13 protein-coding genes are annotated in these 18767 nt (G+C 63.3%); 2 read left to right on the top strand and 11 right to left on the bottom strand.

The window, feature by feature from the left end; all coding sequences use genetic code 11:
- Positions 1-24: 24 nt before the first annotated feature.
- The 4 genes from ACQ4WL_RS21955 to ACQ4WL_RS21940 form a co-directional block, all read right to left on the bottom strand.
- Positions 25-1974: a S9 family peptidase gene (locus ACQ4WL_RS21955; RefSeq protein WP_436511651.1), complete on the bottom strand. Its 1950-nt coding sequence runs from the start codon at positions 1972-1974 to the stop codon at positions 25-27.
- A gap of 67 nt (positions 1975-2041) precedes the next feature.
- Complete coding sequence (locus tag ACQ4WL_RS21950; RefSeq protein ID WP_436511650.1) at positions 2042-3514, bottom strand: amino acid permease; 1473 nt, start codon at positions 3512-3514, stop codon at positions 2042-2044.
- A 449-nt stretch (positions 3515-3963) separates the two neighbouring features.
- Entirely contained in the window at positions 3964-5394 is a 1431-nt protein-coding gene (locus tag ACQ4WL_RS21945) for an amino acid permease (protein WP_436511649.1), read from the bottom strand.
- A 129-nt stretch (positions 5395-5523) separates the two neighbouring features.
- A complete protein-coding gene (locus tag ACQ4WL_RS21940; RefSeq protein WP_096238138.1) occupies positions 5524-5982 on the bottom strand; it encodes a RidA family protein in 459 nt (152 codons plus the stop codon).
- Between ACQ4WL_RS21940 and ACQ4WL_RS21935 the strand changes: the two genes are divergently transcribed.
- Positions 5981-6145, top strand: a complete 165-nt coding sequence (locus ACQ4WL_RS21935; protein ID WP_436511648.1) for a hypothetical protein — start codon at positions 5981-5983, stop codon at positions 6143-6145. The genes ACQ4WL_RS21940 and ACQ4WL_RS21935 overlap by 2 nt on opposite strands.
- A 99-nt stretch (positions 6146-6244) precedes the next feature.
- Here ACQ4WL_RS21935 and ACQ4WL_RS21930 read toward each other — a convergent pair whose 3' ends face one another.
- Together ACQ4WL_RS21930 and ACQ4WL_RS21925 are read right to left on the bottom strand one after the other, a co-directional pair.
- Positions 6245-7831, bottom strand: coding sequence for an ATP-binding cassette domain-containing protein (locus tag ACQ4WL_RS21930; RefSeq protein ID WP_436511647.1), 1587 nt, complete (start codon positions 7829-7831; stop codon positions 6245-6247).
- Between the two features lie 153 nt (positions 7832-7984).
- The gene (locus ACQ4WL_RS21925; RefSeq protein ID WP_436511646.1) at positions 7985-9097 is read right to left on the bottom strand and encodes an NADH:flavin oxidoreductase/NADH oxidase; all 1113 of its coding nucleotides are present in this window, start codon (positions 9095-9097) and stop codon (positions 7985-7987) included.
- A gap of 161 nt (positions 9098-9258) precedes the next feature.
- On the opposite strand from ACQ4WL_RS21925, the gene ACQ4WL_RS21920 reads away from it, so the two are divergent.
- Complete coding sequence (locus tag ACQ4WL_RS21920) at positions 9259-9810, top strand: glycine zipper 2TM domain-containing protein (protein WP_436511645.1); 552 nt, start codon at positions 9259-9261, stop codon at positions 9808-9810.
- Here ACQ4WL_RS21920 and ACQ4WL_RS21915 read toward each other — a convergent pair.
- The 5 genes from ACQ4WL_RS21915 to astB all read right to left on the bottom strand — a co-directional run bounded on the left by ACQ4WL_RS21915 (position 9807) and on the right by astB (position 18764).
- Positions 9807-10316: a DUF1993 domain-containing protein gene (locus ACQ4WL_RS21915; RefSeq protein ID WP_436511644.1), complete on the bottom strand. Its 510-nt coding sequence runs from the start codon at positions 10314-10316 to the stop codon at positions 9807-9809. The two genes, ACQ4WL_RS21920 and ACQ4WL_RS21915, sit on opposite strands and share 4 nt — an antisense overlap.
- A gap of 109 nt (positions 10317-10425) precedes the next feature.
- Positions 10426-11388 carry a DUF2167 domain-containing protein gene (locus ACQ4WL_RS21910; RefSeq protein WP_436511643.1) on the bottom strand — a complete coding sequence of 321 codons (963 nt, stop codon included), beginning with the start codon at positions 11386-11388 and terminating at the stop codon, positions 10426-10428.
- Positions 11389-11535: 147 nt separating this feature from the next.
- Positions 11536-12555, bottom strand: a complete 1020-nt coding sequence (locus ACQ4WL_RS21905) for a succinylglutamate desuccinylase (RefSeq protein ID WP_436511642.1) — start codon at positions 12553-12555, stop codon at positions 11536-11538.
- Positions 12555-17270: an NAD-glutamate dehydrogenase domain-containing protein gene (locus tag ACQ4WL_RS21900; RefSeq protein WP_436511641.1), complete on the bottom strand. Its 4716-nt coding sequence runs from the start codon at positions 17268-17270 to the stop codon at positions 12555-12557. Before ACQ4WL_RS21900 ends, ACQ4WL_RS21905 begins: the two co-directional genes overlap by 1 nt.
- Positions 17271-17423: 153 nt before the next feature.
- Positions 17424-18764 carry an N-succinylarginine dihydrolase gene (gene astB, locus ACQ4WL_RS21895; protein ID WP_436511640.1) on the bottom strand — a complete coding sequence of 447 codons (1341 nt, stop codon included), beginning with the start codon at positions 18762-18764 and terminating at the stop codon, positions 17424-17426.
- Between the last annotated feature and the right edge of the window lie 3 nt (positions 18765-18767).

The following is an 18767-nucleotide window of genomic DNA, read 5'->3' as shown; positions in this document are numbered from 1 at the left end:
CTGCCTGTGGCAGGCCACTGATCACTACTTCAGATACCGTTCAAACCAGCCAATAGTGCGCTGCTGCAAGTCGCGCTGGTGCTCGGGCTTGCGGAAGGAATGGCCTTCGCCGTCATAAATGAACAGGCTGGACGGCACGCCCATGGCGCGCAAGCCGTGCCAGAATTCCAGCGACTGGGCGGCCGGCGTTTCCACGTCGCGCTCGCCTACATAGATCAGGGTGGGCGTCTTGGCCGCCTTGATCGATTCGATGGGCGAAGCCTTGCGGTAGACGGCTGGATTGTCATACGCGGAAGCGCCAAAGAACGGGATCATCCACTGGTTGATGCCGTTCTGGCCGTAATAACTGATCCAGTTCGACACGCCCGCACCCGCCACGGCCGCCTTGAAGCGGTCGCTGTGCGTGACGCCCCACATGGTCATGAAGCCGCCATACGAATGGCCGATCAGTCCCAGGCGCTGGCCGTCGACGGGGGCCACTTTTTCCACCGCATCGATGCCGGCCAGGATGTCGCGCCAGTCGCCGCCGCCAAAGTCCGCCATGTTGGCGCGCGTAAATGCCTGGCCCTGGCCAAAGCTGCCGCGCGGATTGGGCAGGAAGACGAAATAGCCTTTTTGCGTCAATTCCTCGATCACGGTGCTCGCTGCCACATAACGGGGCGAGGCGGCAGCGCCTGGGCCGCCATGCACGTTGACAATCATCGGGTAGCGCTTGCCGGCCTCCACCGACAACGGCCCCAGCAGCCAGCCTTGCACCTTGTATTGCTCGTTGTTCCAGCCCACGTTCTGCACCGTCAGCTGCGGCGCAAAGCCGTCATTGTCGCGCGTGATCTTTTTCAGCTGGCCCACCGGTCCCGCCACCAGATAGCTGGCGTGCGTAAAATCTTCCTGCGTGGCAGCCGCTTGCCGGCCATCGGCGCTGAACGACAGACGGCCATCGCTGCCGCTGCTGCTCAGTTCACCAAGCAGCACCGGCTGGGCCGGACCAGTCTGCGCATCGACAGGCACCAGCGCCAGCTGCGAATCGATCAGGGCCGTTGCCAGCAAGCCGGCGCCGCGCCAGACGACGCCATTGAAGGTACCGCGGTAGTCGGGTGTGAGATTGCGCGGCGTGCCGCCGGCCAGCGGTACGGTATAAATATCGCCGCCGATGGAGCCGAAGTCGCTCATCAGGCCGCCGATGAAGACCACCGTCTTGCCGTCCGGCGAGACGGAAGGCAGGTTCAGCTGCATGGCCGGTGAGGCGATCACGCGCAGGGCGCCCGTGGCCGCCTCAATATGGCTGAGCTTGGCAACCCACCAGTTGCTGTCGCCATTGCCTTGCGCGCTGGTGGCAACAAAGCCACGGCCATCGGGCGTCCAGCTGTATTCATATACATAGGTGTCGCTGGGTGACAGCAGACGCGCTTCGCCGCCGCTGGCAGACACGACGGCGATGCGCTGGGCATCGTCTTCGCTGCCCACTTCGCCCACCTGGCGCGCACCCGCCTCCACGGCGCCGGCCAGCTTGCGCGCACCCACCGTGGCGAGCAGGGCCAGCTGCTTGCCGTCCGGCGACCAGCGCGCCGTGCTGGCCACGCCTTTGATACTGGTCAACACCCGCGCTTGCGCCTGTGCCATCGTGGCCAGGTACAGATGCGCCATGCCAGCCTTGGCGTCGTAGCCGATGAAGGCCAGCTGCCTGCCATCGGGCGACCAGCCGGGCTTGTCATAAGAACACACGGCACACGGGTCGAATTGCTGCACGATGGCGCCATTGGCGGCGTCGCGCACGACGATGGCGGCATGCGGACGCTGCGGCTGTTCGCCCACCTTGCTCGATTCGATGGCGGCGATGCGCTGGCCATTGGCCGACAGGGCCACGGCGCGGTAATCGTGCAATGCCAGCTCGGTTGCAGGGGCGGCTTGCGCCACGCTCCCCAGAAGGCTGCTTGCCAGCAAGCCGCAGGCGGCCAGATCAGTTATTTTCATCATGTAAATTCCGGTTAAGAATAAAAAAAACCGCCGGCAAGCGCGGCGGTTTTGGATGGAGCAGATTGCATTAGCGGGCCTTCTTGCCCAAGTGCGAATGCCGCATGCTGTACAGGAAATAAATGGCCACCGTTACCGCCATCCACACGCTGAACACGACAAACGTCGTATGCGGCAAATCGCGCATGATGTACAGGCAAGCCAGTATGCTCAGGCCTGGAATCACGTAGGGCCCGAACGGCACGCTGAAGCCTTCGATGCGGTTGGCGCCCTGCTTGTGGCGCAGCACGGGCACGGCAACCGAGACCACCATGAAGGCAGTCAGGGTACCGATGCTGACCATATCCCACAAATAAGTTGCATCGATGGCGCCGGCCACCACGGCCACCACCAGGCAGACGATGATGGTATTGCTGACCGGTACCAGGGTGCGCGGGTGGATCTTCTGGAACGACTTCGGGATCAGGCCGTCGCGGCTGACGGCAAACAGGATGCGCGTCTGGCCATAGATCGTCACCAGGGTCACGCTGAAGACGGAAATGACGGCGCCGGCCGACAGCACCAGCGCGGGCCAGGTCTTGCCCGTGACGTTTTGCAGGATCACCGCCAGGCCCGCTTCCTGGCCTTCGAACAATTTCGCCTGCTGCGCACCGAGGGCCGCCACGGCCACCAGCAAATAAAACACGGTGACGATGAGTAGGGCGCCGAGAATGCCGCGCGGCACATTGCGCGTCGGGTTTTTCACTTCATCGCCCGCGGTGGCCACCGTATCGAGGCCGATGAAGGAGAAGAACACAGTGCCGGCGGCGGCCGTCACGCCCGTCATGCCGGCAAAACCCTTGCTATTGTCAGTATTAAAGAAGGGAAAGAAATTGTCGGCATTGAATCCGGAAAACGCGATGATGATGAAAAACACCAGGATCGCCAGCTTGATGATGACCATGATGGCGTTCATCAGGGCCGATTCCTTGGCGCCGCGCAGCAGCAAGAAGCCGCACATGCAGATCAGAAAGATCGGCGGTAGGTTGATGTGGCCGGCATGAAACTCCATGCCATGCGGACCGGAAACGATCATCGGCGTGCGCAGCATCTCGGGAATATGCCAGCCGAAGGCATTTTCCAGGAAGTTGTTCAGGTAGGACGACCAGCCGATGGCCACGGCACTGCCCGCCAAGCCGTATTCTAGCAGCAGACAGGCAGCCATGATGAAGGCAAGAAACTCGCCCACGGTGGCGTAGGCAAACGAATACGAGGAGCCAGAGGCGGGTATGCGAAACGACAATTCCGCATAGCACAAGGCTGTCAGGCCGGCCGTGATGGCGGCGATCAGGAACGACAGGACGACCGATGGGCCCGCCTTGGGGACGGCTTCGACCATGGTAAAGAAAATACCCGTGCCGATGGTGGCGCCGACGCCGATCATGGTGAGGGAAAACAGGCCGATGGACCGGCTCAAGCCACTGCTGCTGAGGCCTTCACCATATTCGACCGTGGTATCGATCGGCTTGGTGCGGCAAAGTTTCTGGACCAGGGTTTGGCTCACTCGACTTCCTTTATGAGGCACACGTATTTTCGCATGACGGGTAAAAACAAATAGCGCTCCGGCCTTGAGTAACCCCCAATAAATTCTTGTGTTTTCTAGCTTCCATAAGTGGCGCGCTGCTGCGTTACCCATCGCTAGCAGTGCTCGCACTGCGTCGCGCCGGGCGCCTTGCATCACATCCACTTCTGTTTGCTATAAATTCACAATAATTTCCTGACGATTACTTACCTGGGAAAAAACCGGAAAGATCGCGTCCATTTTCAAAACTAAGCGATTATAGGGCTTTCATCGGCTCAGCTAAACAGAAGTTTGATGTAAGGAAACAACGCCAGGCGTGCGCCGCAAAACGCGTGTTGGCGCCAGGGAAGCATGGAATTGCCAATATGAAAGAAAAAGCGCGCCGCTGCAGGGGCAGGGGCGCGCTTTTCGCTCAGCTCAACTACGCTGGATTACTTCTTGACGTGGGGCGCATCGGCCGTCGGCCAGCCTGCTTCGTAGCCTTGCGGCACGTCGTCGCGCCGGTCTTTCGGCGCCAGGCCCAGCACGTAGTACAGCACCGTCAGCAGAATCAGCCAGGCTGGTCCCACCATCAGGGCGATGCGCGTATCAGGGAAATACGCCATCAAGCCGATCACCAGCGCCAGGAAAGCCAGCGAAATCCAGGAACCGTACGGCGCGAACGGCATGCGGAAGGCCAGGTTCTTGATTTCCTGCGGGCTCAAAGTCTTGCGGAACTGAATCTGCGTGACCAGGATCACGCCCCAGGTCCAGACGGCGCCAAAGGTGGAAATCGAGGTGACCCAGATAAACACTTTTTCCGGCACCAGGTAGTTCAGCAGCACGCCCAGCAGCAGGGCAAACACGGACACCAGGATGGCCCGGCGCGGCACGCCGCTGGCCGTGGTTTCCGCAAACGCCTTCGGCGCCTGGCCTTGCAGCGCCAGGTTGTACAACATGCGGCCCGTGCTGAAGATACCGCCATTGCACGACGACAGGGCTGCTGTCAGCACGACGAAGTTGATGATGCCGGCGGCCGTCTTGATGCCCAGGCGTTCAAACGTCATCACGAAGGGGCTGCCGGTGGTGCCGATTTCATTCCATGGGTAAATCGACAGGATGACGAACAGCGCGCCGACATAGAAAATCAGGATGCGCCAGAACACCGAATTGATAGCGTCGGGAATCGATTTCTTCGGGTTTTCCGCCTCGCCGGCCGTCAGGCCGATCATTTCCACGCCCAGGTAGGCAAACATCACCATCTGCAGCGACATCAGCACGCCCTGCGCGCCATTCGGGAAGAAGCCGCCATGCGTCCACAGGTTCGAGATGCCGATGGCCACGCCGTCGTTGCCCAGACCGAAGACGATCATGCCCGTACCGCCGATGATCATCAGGATGATGGTGACCACCTTGATCAGGGCGAACCAGAACTCGAACTCGCCGTAGGCTTTCACGGCCAGCAGGTTGATGGCGCCCATGGAACCGAGGGCCGCCAGGGCCCAGATCCAGCGCGGCGTGTCGGGGAACCAGATGCCCATGTAGATGGCGACGGCGGTGATTTCCGCTACGCACGTGACCAGCCACAGGAACCAGTAGTTCCAGCCCGTCAGATAGCCTTGCAGGGGGCCCAGGTAATCCTGGGCGTAGCGGCTGAAGGAGCCGGCCACGGGATTGTGCACGGCCATTTCGCCCAGCGCGCGCATGATCATGAAGATGACCGCGCCACCGATGATATACGACAGCATGATGCCGGGACCGGCCATCTTGATAGCGTTGCCGGAACCCAGAAACAGGCCCACGCCAATCGCAGCGCCCAGCGCCATCAGGCGGATTTGCCGCTCGCCCAGGCCGCGGTGCAAGCCTTGTTCATTCGTTTTCATTACGTGTCTCCGTTTTTTCTTGAATACACCAATCCCTCCACCCCAATGGCGGTTCCGCTCTTGCTGGAAAGGAGGAAAAGGCTGGCCGGCGGCTGAGCGCCGGCATGCTCATGTGGTCAGGCTACTGCGTCAGGCCAGTTCGGCGATCAGTTCGATCTCGACGCAAGCGCCGAGCGGGATTTGCGCCACGCCGAAGGCGGAGCGGGCATGCTTGCCGCTGTCGCCGAAGACTTCGACGAACAGTTCCGAGGCGCCATTGGTCACCAGGTGCTGTTCCGTGAATGTGGAGGTGGAATTGACCAGGCTCATGACCTTGACGATGCGTTTGACCTTGTTCAAGTCGCCGCCACACGCGTCTTGCAGGGTGGCGATCAGTTCGATGGCGATGCCGCGCGCAGCGATCTTGCCTTCTTCCGTCGTAACGTCCTTGCCCAGTTGACCGACCCAGACCTTGCCATCCTTCTTGGCCAGGTGGCCGGACAGGAAGACGGTGTTGCCCGTGCGGGCATGCATCACGTAAGCGGCAGCTGGCGCAGCAACAACTGGCAATTCGATGTCGAGGGCCTTGAGTTTTTCGTAAAACGACATGCTATTTCTCCAAGAAAACAATATAAACGAAACCGAAATTCATCAGCAGCAGAAAAAGGATGATGGCGGGATGACGGCGCCCTGGCAGCGCGGCAGTGACCGACAACAGCGCCAGATTAAACGTCATCATATTGGTGAACCAGCAGTTTTAGTTCACAAATAGGCCCGGTTATTCAGTGGATTATACCGACAATCAAACAAAATTCAGCATCGGTTCATGAAGCATGCTCTACAGGCATCGAGCGTGACTTTTTTCATTAAATTACCACTTTTGCAATGTCAAGCCCTCCGGGTCAAGGTTTATCGCCTGCAAAAATGCCTGGTCGTGCGAAACCACAAGTAACGCCCCCTGATATTGCAGCAGCATCTGCTCCAGCGCCTGCAGGCTGGCCAGGTCCAGATGATTGTCGGGCTCGTCGAGCAATAGCAGTTGCGGCGGCGCCTGCGCATACAGTTCGGCCGCCAGCGCCACCTTCATGCGCTCGCCACCGCTGAGCAAACGGCTGGGCATGGTGGCGCGCGCGCCGGCAATACCCAAAAGCGCCAGCCGCGTGCGCAAGGCCCCTTCCGCCACAGTGCTATTGCGAGCCTGCAAGCGTTGCACGGCGCTCCACTCGCCGTCTTGCAGTCCTGCATGCTGGTCCAGCCAGGCCACCTGCGCATGGCAGCGCAGTTCGCCGCTGGCGGGCGCCAGCTGCCCGGCGATCACGCGCAGCAGGGTCGACTTGCCGCTGCCATTGTCACCCGTCACGGCCAGCCGGCGCGGGCCGCTCAGTACCAGGTTGATCGCTTGCGCCTGGCCATGCGGCAAGACCACGTCGCGCAGTTCCAGGATCAGTTTCCCGTTGGGCACCAGGCTCTCGGGCGCCAGCAGCAGCCGTTCGGCCTCGGGCGCGCAGCGGGCGCTGGCATCCATCACCCTTTGCTGGCGCGCCTGCTGCGCCTCTTGTGCGCGCAGGCGCAGCTTGCCCTGGCTATCCTGGCTTTTCTCCTTTTTCGCATCGAGCAAAAGCTTGCTTTGATTGCCTTCGCGTCCCTCGCGCTCACCGCGTCCGACACGCCGCTGCTGGCGCTCGACTTGCTGCTGCGCCTCGCGCTGTTCGCGCCTGACACCGGCCTTTTCCGCCTGCAGGGCAGCGGCGTAGCCAGCCTGCTCCAGCGCGCGCTGCTGCGCATACACCGGGTAATTACCGCCATAGCTGCGCAAGCCCTGCGGCGACAACTCGACGATTTCATCGACGTGCTCCAGCAGGGCGCGATCATGGCTGATCAGCAGCAAGCGGCCCGGCCAGCGTGCCATCTGCGCCACAAGGCGGGCGCGCTGCCGCACATCGAGATGGTTGCTCGGTTCATCGAGCACCAGCCAGTCCGCCTGCGACAGCCAGGCGCCCTGCAGGGCGACGCGCTGGCGCTCGCCACCGCTCAGGCTAGCCGAGCGGGTATCGGCATCGACATGGCGCAAATCGAGCGCATCGAGCGCCTGGCGCAGGCGGGCGTGGGCATCCCAGCGTTCGCCCACCAAGGCGTAGTCGGCCTCGTCAATGCTGCCGGCGGCAATGCGCGCCAGCGCCGCCAGCAAGTCCTCCATACCGGCGAGCGCCGCCACGCTGGGATAGTGTTGCGGATCGAGTTCCTGCGTCACGTAATGCACGCTGCCGTCGCAACGCACGGCACCAGAAGACGGCTGCACCTGGCCCGCCAGCAGACGCGCCAGCACGCTCTTGCCCACGCCGTTATCGCCGACGAGGCCGATACGTTGCGGGGCAAAGGCAAATTGCAAATCGGAAAACAGGGCGCGGCCATCGGGCAGCACAAAGGAAAGACGGTCGAGTTGTAGTAATGCGGGCATGGATACTCCTTGAGCAAGGCTGGCGAACCCGCGCGGCGCAATGCTGCGCTGGCGGGAAGGGCGAGGCCGTGCACAGCACGGCAGTATCAATGGCGCATGTCGAAGCGTCCTGGAGAAATGGGGAAGTAGCGTCAGTGTAGCAGAGCAGGCTTGTCAGCGCTGGCCCAGGGTCGTGTCGCCGAACAGGTGCTTGTACTCGCGCGGCTGCGAGCGCCAGTACTGCGGCGGCGCCGACACTTGCGCGCCCAGCTGGGCCGCCGCATGCCAGGGCCAGCGCGGGTCGAACAGGATGGCGCGCGCCAGCGCCACCATGTCGGACTGGCCGCCCGCAATGATATCTTCCGCCTGCTGCGCCTCCGTGATCAAGCCGACGCTGATGGTGGGCAAGCCGCTGTCGCGCTTGATGCGTTCGGCAAACGCCACCTGGTAGCCCGGTCCCACGGGAATCTGCTGCTGCGGCGAAATGCCGCCGCTGGAGACGTGAATGAAATCGGCGCCCAGTTGCTTGAGTTCCTGCGCGAAGCGCACGCTTTGCTCGATTTCCCAGCCGCCCTCGACCCAGTCGGTGGCGGAGATGCGCACACCCACGGCCACCGTGGCCGGCACGGCGGCGCGCACGGCTTCATAGATTTCCAGCGGAAAACGCATGCGATTGTCCAGGCTGCCGCCATACGCGTCGGTGCGCTGATTCGACAGGGGCGACAGGAACTGGTGCAGCAGATAGCCGTGCGCCGCGTGCAGTTCGATGCCCTCGATACCGAGCGCATGCACGCGCTGGGCGGCCGCCACAAAGGCGCCCTTGATTTGCAGCAAGCCCATCTCGTCGAGGGCGATCGGCACCGTTTCGCCCGGTGCGTGGGCGATGGCGGACGGCGCCACCGTTTGCCAGCCGCCGTCGGCCAGGTGCACACAGGCGCCGCCTTCCCATGGCGCGCGGCTCGATGCCTTGCGTCCCGCGTGGCCCAGCTGCACCACCAGCGGAATCGGCGCGTGGCGGCGGATCGCCTGCACCACCGTGGCCAGCGCAGTCTGGTTCGCGTCCGACCACAGGCCCAGGTCATCGGCCGAGATGCGTCCCTCGGGCGAGACGGCCGTCGCTTCCGTCATCAGCAAGCCCGCGCCGGACAGGGCCAGGTGGCCCAGGTGGATCATGTGCCAATCAGTGGCGTTGCCATTGTCGGCCGAGTACTGGCACATGGGCGCGATGGCGATGCGGTTGGCCACCTGCAGCGGCCCCAGGGCATACGGCGTGAATAGCTGGCTCATGGCGGACTTTCGGAAAGGGGGAAGCACCGATTCTACTGCGCTTTGGACAGCAGGGCTTACACCTGCTTACGTTTGATACAGCGCAAGGGCTAGCCTTGGACAGGCGCGGCCGCTAACCTGGACACATCAATAACACCGGCAATACCACCCCAGGAGAACACATGAACACGACGACCACCGCCAGCCGCATCCACCCCTTGATGGCCGGCGCCGCCATTTCCGTGACCGTCCTGTGCCTGGTGGGCGCGGCGTCCATCGCCGGCATCCTGCCCAATTCGCGGGCGAATGTGCCGGCCGTGCCGGCGGATGTAGCCGCCATGACGCCGGCGAATGCCGCGGCCCTGGCAGCACCGGTCGCAGCGCCCGTCGTCGCGCAGGCGGCCCCGGCACCAGCCCCGGCGCCCGTCGTGCACAAGCGCGTCGTGCACCACACGCAAGTGGCGCAGGCGCGCCCCGCCTACAACGATAACAACGATGGCTACCGCGACACCGCCTACCGCGAACCCGTGCGCCAGCCGCAGCCAGTGCCTGCGCCGACACCGGCCCAGCCCAATTACGTGGGCATCGGCACGGGCGCCGTTATCGGCGGCTTGATCGGCAATCAGGTCGGTGGCGGCCGCGGCAAGGCGCTGGCGACGGTGGCCGGCGTCATCGGCGGCGGCATGCTGGGCAATGCGGTGCAGAATCAGGTTCAGCAGCCGCCCCAGCGTTAATCGTACGGGCCAAGATAGTCGAGCTTGCCCACGGCCACGCCATTGTTGCGCAAAATGGCGTGGACCATGGAAACGTGAAAATAGAAGTTCGGCAAGGCAAAGCCGAGCAGGTAATTGTCGCCCGAGAACGTCTTGCCTTCGTCAGTCCAGTTCAGCACCACTTCCTTCTGCGCGCTGCCGGCCATCTGGCCCGCGTTGACGCTGTCGATGTAGGCGATGGTGTTGGCGATGCGTTCTTGCAACTGCTCGAACGACGCTTCGTTATCCTCGAACTTCGGCGCCGGCACGCCGCTCAGGCGCTCGACCGACATCTTCGACGTATCGCTGGCGCGCTGCACCTGCGCCGTCAAGTCCAGCATGTCGGGCGCCAACTGCGCGCCCAGTAAAATCTCGGGCACGATGCCACCTTCCTCGACATGGGCTTGCGCTTTTTCCAGCAGGGCCGAAACGACCCGCAAGCCGCGGATGAAGACGGGAATGGTTGCCTGATACATGGACACGGACATGGCGAACTCCTGATAGTGAACGATAAGTCAGTGTACCCGAGGCGCTGTTTTCCGGCAGCGCGCGCAATGCCACGCCTGTGCGCCAGCGCACCAAGCGGCACAGATACCCTTACTTGTCCAGATTCACCTTGCCGTCCGGCGTATGGCTGGGCTGTTCCGCCGCTTCGACCTGCGGCGCCTGCTTGGTCTTGCGCTTGCCGCCGAAGAACTTGACGATGGCCGCGCCGCCGCCCACCAGCGCCAGAAGCAGTACTTTCTTGAAGGCCAGCAGCAGCGCCAGCAGTTTGCCAAACAGGCCCAGCTTGCTGGCCACGCCACCGGCCACCAGCGCCGCCAGGCCGTATTCGGCCACCTTGTCCGTCTTGCTGTCGAAATCCGTGTAGCGGTTACCGTCGGTAAATTCCGTGAACGCCGTCACTTGCTGCATTTCTTTCTTGATCGCCTCGATCTGCTGCATGCCGGCGATCGCATTCAGGTTCAACACGCCTTCGCGGCCCAGCACGCGTACGTTGTAATTCAACGAATGCTCGCCGCCATCGACCATCAGATCCTTGGCCCAGTACAGCTTGTGCGTATCCTTGGCATAGCTGGGTTTTTCCGCCCAGCCCATCAGATGGATGCCGGGATAACCGTGCTTCTTGCGCTCCGCATTGTTTTCCAGTACGGATGCCTGCATATCCTTGAGCAATTCGTCGTACTTGATGCTGTCCGCATCGTCATCCTTGATATGACCTTCCTTTTCATACGTGACGATGACACCCCAGCTATCGCGCTCGAGCACGCTGGTCTTGGCGGGCACGATCATGCCCAGCGATTCCATGCCCGGTGGATTGCCCCAGGCATCGACCAGCACGCGCTCGGCGTCCGTCGGCGACAAATAACGGAAGTTGGCGGGTAAATCCAGGGTGGCGATGCCGCCTGGCAAAGTGATCTTGCCACGCTGCAGGTGCAACTGGGCGAGGAATTGCTCGGACGTCATTTCCGCTGCGCCTGCCTTCTCATCGGCAGGGGCGGCAGACGTCAAGCCGGAGAGGGTCAGGCACAGCAGGGCTGTCAGCAGGCGTTTCAACATGATCGGTCCAAGAAATTGCAAAAGGGCAAATATTTTAAACCAGTTGATTGCTTAATGGATAATTATTTCCGTGCGGCATTTTTTCCACAAAAAAGCGCCAGGCGGGTTTCCCCGGCTGGCGCCTGATACTGCGTGATGGCTGGACGATCAGGAGGTACGCACCACCATCAGCCCCGCGCGCAAGCCCACGCGCACATCCGGGTTCGGAAACACCACCAGTTCTTCCGCGTGCTGCACCGTGTACACATGGTCGCCATCGCTGGCAATCACGGCGTGCTGCGGCAGGGACGTGAAATTTTGCGTGCTGCGGTCGAACGCCATGCGGAATTCATCGCTGTGCTTGATGATTTCCTGCGCCACCTTGAACACGTGCGGTTGCGCCTTGACGGGCTGCGCAGGCAGGCCGCGCAGCAAGCCGTCGAGCGCCCGCGACACGTCGTCGAACAGGGACAAATCGTTCTGCCCCAGGGTGCCCACGCGGCCCAGTTCCACCGTGCTGGCGGCCGCGCCGAAATGCTCGGCCGAATAATAACTATACGTGCCGGCCGACTGCGGGTTCATGATGATGGCGCCGATGGCCGCCTGGCCCAGCCAATCGATCAGCTGCGCCTTGGCGTCGTCGGCCACCAGGTCCGGCACGATGGCAAACGTGGGGTACACGGAAGGCCGGATGGCCGTGTGCAAATCCAGGTGCCAGCGCACGGGGCCCGCCGCGCCAAAGAACGCTGTTGTCGCAGCGATCATTTCATCGGCGCGCGCGCTTTCCGCCGCTTGCGCCAGGCTCCCCCGCACGGGGCGGAACATGCGATTCAGGTCGGCGTCGATGAAACGCTTGCCGGCCCGGATCGCATCGACATTGCCCACACAGACGAGCAAGTCGACGGCCAGCGCCGACGCATCGCGCGACAGCGCGTCGAGCAGATGCGCCAGCACTTCGATCGGCCCCGTCTCGTCGCCATGCACGCCCACCGAGACGGCCACGCTGGCGCGGCCCTCATCGGCCTGCGGTTTGACCACTTGCAGCATGCCCGGCGCCGGCAAGGCCACCGTGAAACCGGCGTTGGCAAACAACTGCGCCACGCCGCTGAAATCGGCCTGCGCCAGCGCCTGCACGGCTGGAGGCAAGCCGCCAGCGCCCTGCCCAACTTGTCGTACTTCTTGCGTCATTACACAGCCGCTTCCACTGTCACTTTATTCACAGCCTCGGAGAGCGTCCACACGTCCAGCATGGCTTGCTCCAGTTCCGTCGCCGCCACATAGGCCGACAGGCCCAGCGCGCCCGTCACCGCATCGACCGCCTGGCCCGCATTGCCTTGCTCGGCACGCGCCAGCACCTGCGTCAGCAAGCGCTGTTGCGTGCGGCGCAGCGCTTGCTGCGCGTAGTTGCGCAACTGCTCTTGCGACTTGCCTTGCGCGGCCAGCTTCAGGCCGCGTTCCAGCGTATCGATGCCCGCCTGGCTGCGCAGGGCAAGGCCCACTTGCAGGAAGGCGGCCAGGTCCATCGAGACAGGACGCGGCACGGACAGGGCCGGGAACAGAAAGCCGGCGACGACTTCCAGCGCGTCGACCGCATCCCACGCCTGCACGAAGGCAGGTTTCAGGCCAGGCACCAGCGCCGCTTCGGACTTGATGCCGACCGCTTGCAGCAGCTCGCGCTTCGATTCCGCACCAAACAAACGCGTGAGTTCGGCAAGGCCGGCGCCACGCAATTGCTCGGCCGGCACGGACAAGACGCCCGCGATCATGGTCTGCTGCAGCACGCGCGTTTGCGCGTCGACCTTGATCGACACTTCGCGTGGAATCGTCAAGGCATCCGCATCGAGCGCGTCAAACACGGGCGCCAGGTTCAGCGCCACCCAAGCCTGGCCCCAGGCCAGGATCACGGCAGATTCGTCCACGCCATGTTCCGCCGCCAGGTTGCGGATCATCAGCGGGCCGCAGCGGTTGATCACTTCATTGGCCAGCACGGTCGCCAGGATGGCGTTGGCCAGCGGGTGGTCGAGCGCCGAACGGGTTTCCACCAGCAGCGACGGGAAGTACGGTTTCAGGACCGGCTCGGCCCACGTTTCGTCGATCAAAGGCAGGGCGGACAGAATGCGCTTGAAGCGGTTCTTGACGTTGGCGATCACCACCGCCAGTTCCGGCGTGGTCAAGCCACGGTTATCGAGCTTGCGGCGCGCCAGTTCGGCCACCGATGGCAGTTGCTCCAGTTCGCGCGACAGGGCGCCCTCTTCTTCCAGGCTGGCGATCAGGGCGGCATAGCCATCCTGCACGGCACTCTCGCTTTGCGCCTGCAGCTCGCGCACCAGCAAATGCGTCTGCTGCGTATTGTCGCGCAAGACCAGGCGCTCGACGTCGTCCGTCATCGCATACAGCTCGCGATTGCGTTCGGCTTCCGTCAGCTTGCCCGCATTGACTTCCACGTCCAGCCAGATTTTCACGTTCACTTCATGGTCCGAGCAATCCACGCCGGCCGAATTGTCGATCGCATCGGTGAAGATGCGCCCGCCCGCCAGCGCGAATTCGATGCGGCCAGCCTGCGTCGCACCCAGGTTGCCGCCTTCGGCCACCACTTTCACGCGCAGCTCATTGCCGCTGACGCGGATATGGTCATTCGCGCGATCCTTCACCTGTGCGTGCGTCTCGGTCGAGGCCTTGATGTAGGTGCCGATGCCGCCGTTGTAGAACAGGTCCACCGGGGATTTCAGGATGCGGTGCATCAGTTCTTCCGGCGCCAGCGAGGTTTCTGCGATATCGAGCGCGGCGCGGATTTGCGGCGACAGCTCGATCGTACGGGCGGAGCGCGGATACACGCCGCCGCCTGCCGAGATCAGCTCCTTGTTATAGTCGTCCCACGAGGAACGCGGCAAGGCGAACAGGCGCGCGCGTTCGTCGAACGAGACGGCGACATCCGGTGTCGGGTCGAGGAAGATGTGGCGGTGGTCAAATGCGGCCACCAGTTTCAACTGGCGCGACAGCAATACACCGTTGCCGAACACGTCGCCCGACATGTCGCCCACGCCGACCATGGTGATCGGCGTGGTATTGAGGTCGTGGTCCATTTCATAGAAGTGGCGCTTCACGGCTTCGAATGCGCCCTTGGCGGTAATGCCCAGTTTCTTGTGGTCGTAGCCGTTCGAGCCGCCCGAGGCAAACGCGTCACCGAGCCAGAAGCCGCGCTGCACGGCGATGCCGTTGGCAATGTCGGAGAAAGTGGCCGTGCCCTTGTCGGCAGCCACCACCAGGTAAGGATCGGCTTCATCGAAGCAGACGGTGTCGACTGGCGGCACGATATTGCCCAGCGAACGGTTGTCCGTCACTTCCAGCAGGCTGGAAATGAACAGGCGATACACGGCTTCGCCTTCGGCCGCGATGGTTTCACGCACGGCGTCCTTCGGCATCATCTTGCAGACAAAACCGCCCTTCGCGCCGGCCGGCACGATGACGGCATTTTTCACCATCTGGGCTTTGACGAGGCCCAGCACTTCGGTGCGGTAGTCTTCCATGCGGTCGGACCAGCGCAAGCCGCCGCGGGCGACGGGGCCGCCGCGCAGGTGCACGCCTTCAAAGCGGCGCGAGAAGACAAAAATCTCGCGGTAAGGACGCGGTTCCGGCACCAGCGCCAGGCTGCTGGTGTCGAACTTGAAGATGATCTTGTCGCCGGCTTGATTGTTCTGGAAGTAGCTGGTACGCAGGGTGGCGGCCATCAGGTCGGCCAGCGCGCCGAGGATTTCCTCGGTGTCGGCATGGTTCACGGACGGCAGGCCGGCCTTGATGGTGGTGATCGCCTCCAGGGCGGCCGCGTGCTGCGCGTCGGACAGCGCGGGATCGAAGCGCTGCAAGAAGGCGTCGACCAGGGCTTTCACATGGGCCGGCTGCTTGCGCAGGCTTTCGGCAATGTAGCGCACCGAGAAGCGGCTGCCCGTCTGGCGCCAGTAGCTGGTGTAAGCGCGCACCAGTTGCACTTCGCGCGTCGACAGACCGCCTTCGATGACCAGGCCATTCAGGCGGCCATCTTCTGCTTCATCGTTGAACAGCGCGGCAAACAATTCCTGCGCCACGGCGACAACTTCCGGCTGCGCCAGTTTCGCCGCACTGGCGGCATCGACCGTCAGGCTGGTGACGAAATAGCGCGTGCCATCGGGTGGCGAAATCGAGAAGGCTTGCTCGCGGTCGATCGCCACGCCCGCGTTATGCAGCGCCGGCAGGATGGCCGACAGCGGCGGCACCTTGTTGGCCGAATACAGGCGGATGGTGGTGACGGCACCGGTCTCGATGCGCACGGCCACGTGCGATGGATCGGTGTTGCGCAGGATGGTGTCGAGGTCGCGGAAGGCGACGGCCGGCGCGGTGGCAGCCACGTAATCGAGCGGTAAAGTAGCGCAGAGTTTGCGCAGGCTGGTGCGCAGGGCCACGTCGGGCACGGCGTCGGCCACGGCGGCAAAGCCGTTATGCCAGCCATCGAGCACGCCCAGCAACGGCTGTTCGATATCCGTTTCCAGGTCCAGCGGGTAACGGGCGGCGTGGGCGATCAGGTAGACGCGCGCCAGGGGGCCGTCGGCCACCAGGGTTTGCGTGCTGACGTGCGTGGCGCCGGAACTGGCTTGCAGGGCCTTTGCCAGGCTCGACGCCACGCTGGCGCTGTAGCGCTCGCGTGGCAGGTAGACCAGCACGTTCAGGTGGCGCGCGTACACGTCGCGGCGCGCGAAGACCTTGGTGCGCGGCTGCTTGTACAGCGAGACGACGGCACCGCATACTTGCGCCAGCCAGTCGAGGTCTGCTTCCAGCGCTTCGGTGCGCGGCAAGGACTCAAGGATTTCACGGAATTTCTCGGCGCGGAAGCCTTGCTGACGCACGCCGGCCAGGCTCAATACCTTGGCCACGCGGCCGCGCGCAAACGGCAGCGCCGCCAGTGGGGTGGAGTTGCCGGCACGGGTAAACAGGCCGACAAAGCAATGCTCGCCCAGGATCGCGCCTTGCGCATCCATGTCGCGCACGCCGATGAAGTCGAGCTGCTGGTCGCGGTGCAAAGTACCTGCCACGTCGGCCTTGACGATGGACAGCGCCGATTCGCGCTTGGCCAGGGTGTCGAAGTCGCCGGGAATATTCGCCAGGCAGGTGCTGTAGACCAGGTGTGCCGTATCCTGCAGCACGCCGACGCGGCTAGGAATATCGCGTTCGAGTTCGCGCACGCCCGGCTTGACGCGGTAATAGGCGTAGCCGAACACTTCAAAGCCGCCGCTGCGGGCCCACTCCAAAAAGGCGGCGACTTCCGCGCCTTCTTCGCCATGCCGGGAAGCGGTCGTGGCGACGGCGGCCAGGCGCTCGCTCATGGCGGCGGCATCGCGGCGCACGACAAAGGCGTCACGCGCGACCATCTCCAGGGCGGCGACCAGCGCGGCCAGGGCTTCCGGCGCCAGCTCTTCGTCGAGCAGCACCAGCACATACGATTCGAGCGGGTCGCCCGGCTGGCGCACCGCTTCCACGCTGCCGTCAGCAGCGCGGCGCACGGGCAGCACGGTGTTCATCACGCCGCGCACGGCCAGGTGCTGGCGGCGCATGGCCATGACGATGGAGTCGACCAGGTAAGGCATGTCTTTGTTCAGGATCAGCAAGGCGCTCGCCATGCCGCCACGGCCATCCGCATAACGCAGGGTGGCGATTTGGCAGCCGCTGCCGGTCCGCTTGGCCGCTTGCGTGAAACCGTCGATCAGCACGGGCGCCAGGCTGTCGGGCGCGATATCGGCCAGGTCTTCGGCGTCGAGCGAGTCCAGCCATGCCTGCACCAGTTGTACGACAGGCGTTGCCGCCTTGTTCGCACTGCCAGCCGCGTTAATCAGCTCCAGCGTTTGTGTGCGCAAATCTTGTGGCGTGTGATTCATCTTGCATCTCCATTACGGTAATGTGAATGTCCAACGCTGTCGTTCGGGCTTGTGGCTGGGCGGCAGCGGTGTCAAGAGACGGGGGTCGCCCGTCCAATTCTGTCTGTGTTGCGGATAGTCTGTCTCGGATTTTTTCTGTGTTTTTTCTATCGCCTACAAGTCGTACAATCGAGGTAAGCTGAGGATGATCGTCAATTCTTCAAGCGCCGCATGCACTTCCAGCGCCAGCTGCGGGTCGGCCAGGTCGCCCGGCTCCAGATGGTCGCGGTAGTGCTTCTCCACCCATTGCACCAGCCGATGGTACAACGCTTCCGTCATGATCACGCCCTGGTGCATGGCGCGCGCCTCGATTTCCGTCAGGGCCACGCGCAAACGCAGGCAGGCAGGCCCACCACCGTTGCGCATGCTCTGGCGCAGATCGAAATGAATCAGTTCATCGATGGGGCCACCGCTGGCCACCAGGCCTTCCAGGTAGCGCGATACGGCGCGGTTTTCCTGGCACTCCTGCGGAATCACCAGCGCCATTTTGCCGCCCTCTTTCGTCAGCAACTGGCTGTTGAACAGATAGCTGCTGACGGCATCTGTGATCGGCACCTGGCCCGTGTCCACGCGCAGCGCCTGCAAGTCGGCACCCGTGGCAGCGACGGTGCGGTGCAGCTGCGACAGGCTCTCCTCTTCATCGGCAAACGCCTGCTCGTGATAGAACAGCACATTGCCATTGCCGACGGCGATGACGTCGTTATGGAACACGCCCTGGTCGATCACGTCGGGGTTCTGCTGCACGTACACGGTGCGCTTCGCGTCCAGGCCATGCAATCGCGCCACGGCTTGCGACGCTTCCAGGGTCTGGCGCGCCGGGTAACGCTTCGGCGACGGCGCGGAAGGATCGAACTCCACCCGACCATACACGAACAATTCAACCGATGGCGCGCCGTGGTTCGCACCCAAACGCGTGTGGTTGGCCGCGCCCTCGTCGCCAAAGGCCGGCGTCGATGGCAGCGCCTCATGCACGGCGAAGTGCTGGTCGTCGCTGAAAATGGCGCGCAGGCTGCGCGCCGACTGCGCGTGCTCGAAGGCGCGATGCAGCTTGTTATTCAGGTTGGCGGCCGTGAAATGCACGCGGCCGTCCTGCGTGTCGGCCGACGGGCTGACCGTGGCGGCGTTCGCCGTCCACATGGGCGAGGCGGAATAGGCGCAAGCCAGGATGACGGGCGACTCCTTGTAGGCGCGCGCCAGCACTTCGGCATCGGTGCCGGTGAAGCCGATACTGCGCAGCAGGCGGAAATTGGGCCGGTCCTGCGGCGGCAGCAAGGCTTGCGCAAAGCCGCGCGCGGCCAGCGCACGCATCTTGGCCAGGCCCTGCAAGGCGGCCTGCTTCGGATTGGAGGCGCTTTTCACATTGCTGAACGAGGCCACGTTGCCGAACGACAGGCCGGCATAGTTATGCGATGGGCCGACCAGACCGTCAAAGTTGTATTCGCGCGTGCTGTGCATGGG

The sequence above is a fragment of the Janthinobacterium kochi genome, assembly GCF_051380715.1.
Lineage (GTDB): Bacteria > Pseudomonadota > Gammaproteobacteria > Burkholderiales > Burkholderiaceae_D > Janthinobacterium.
Note: the sequence above shows the minus strand (reverse complement) of the source record. Positions and strands in the feature narration are given on the sequence as shown.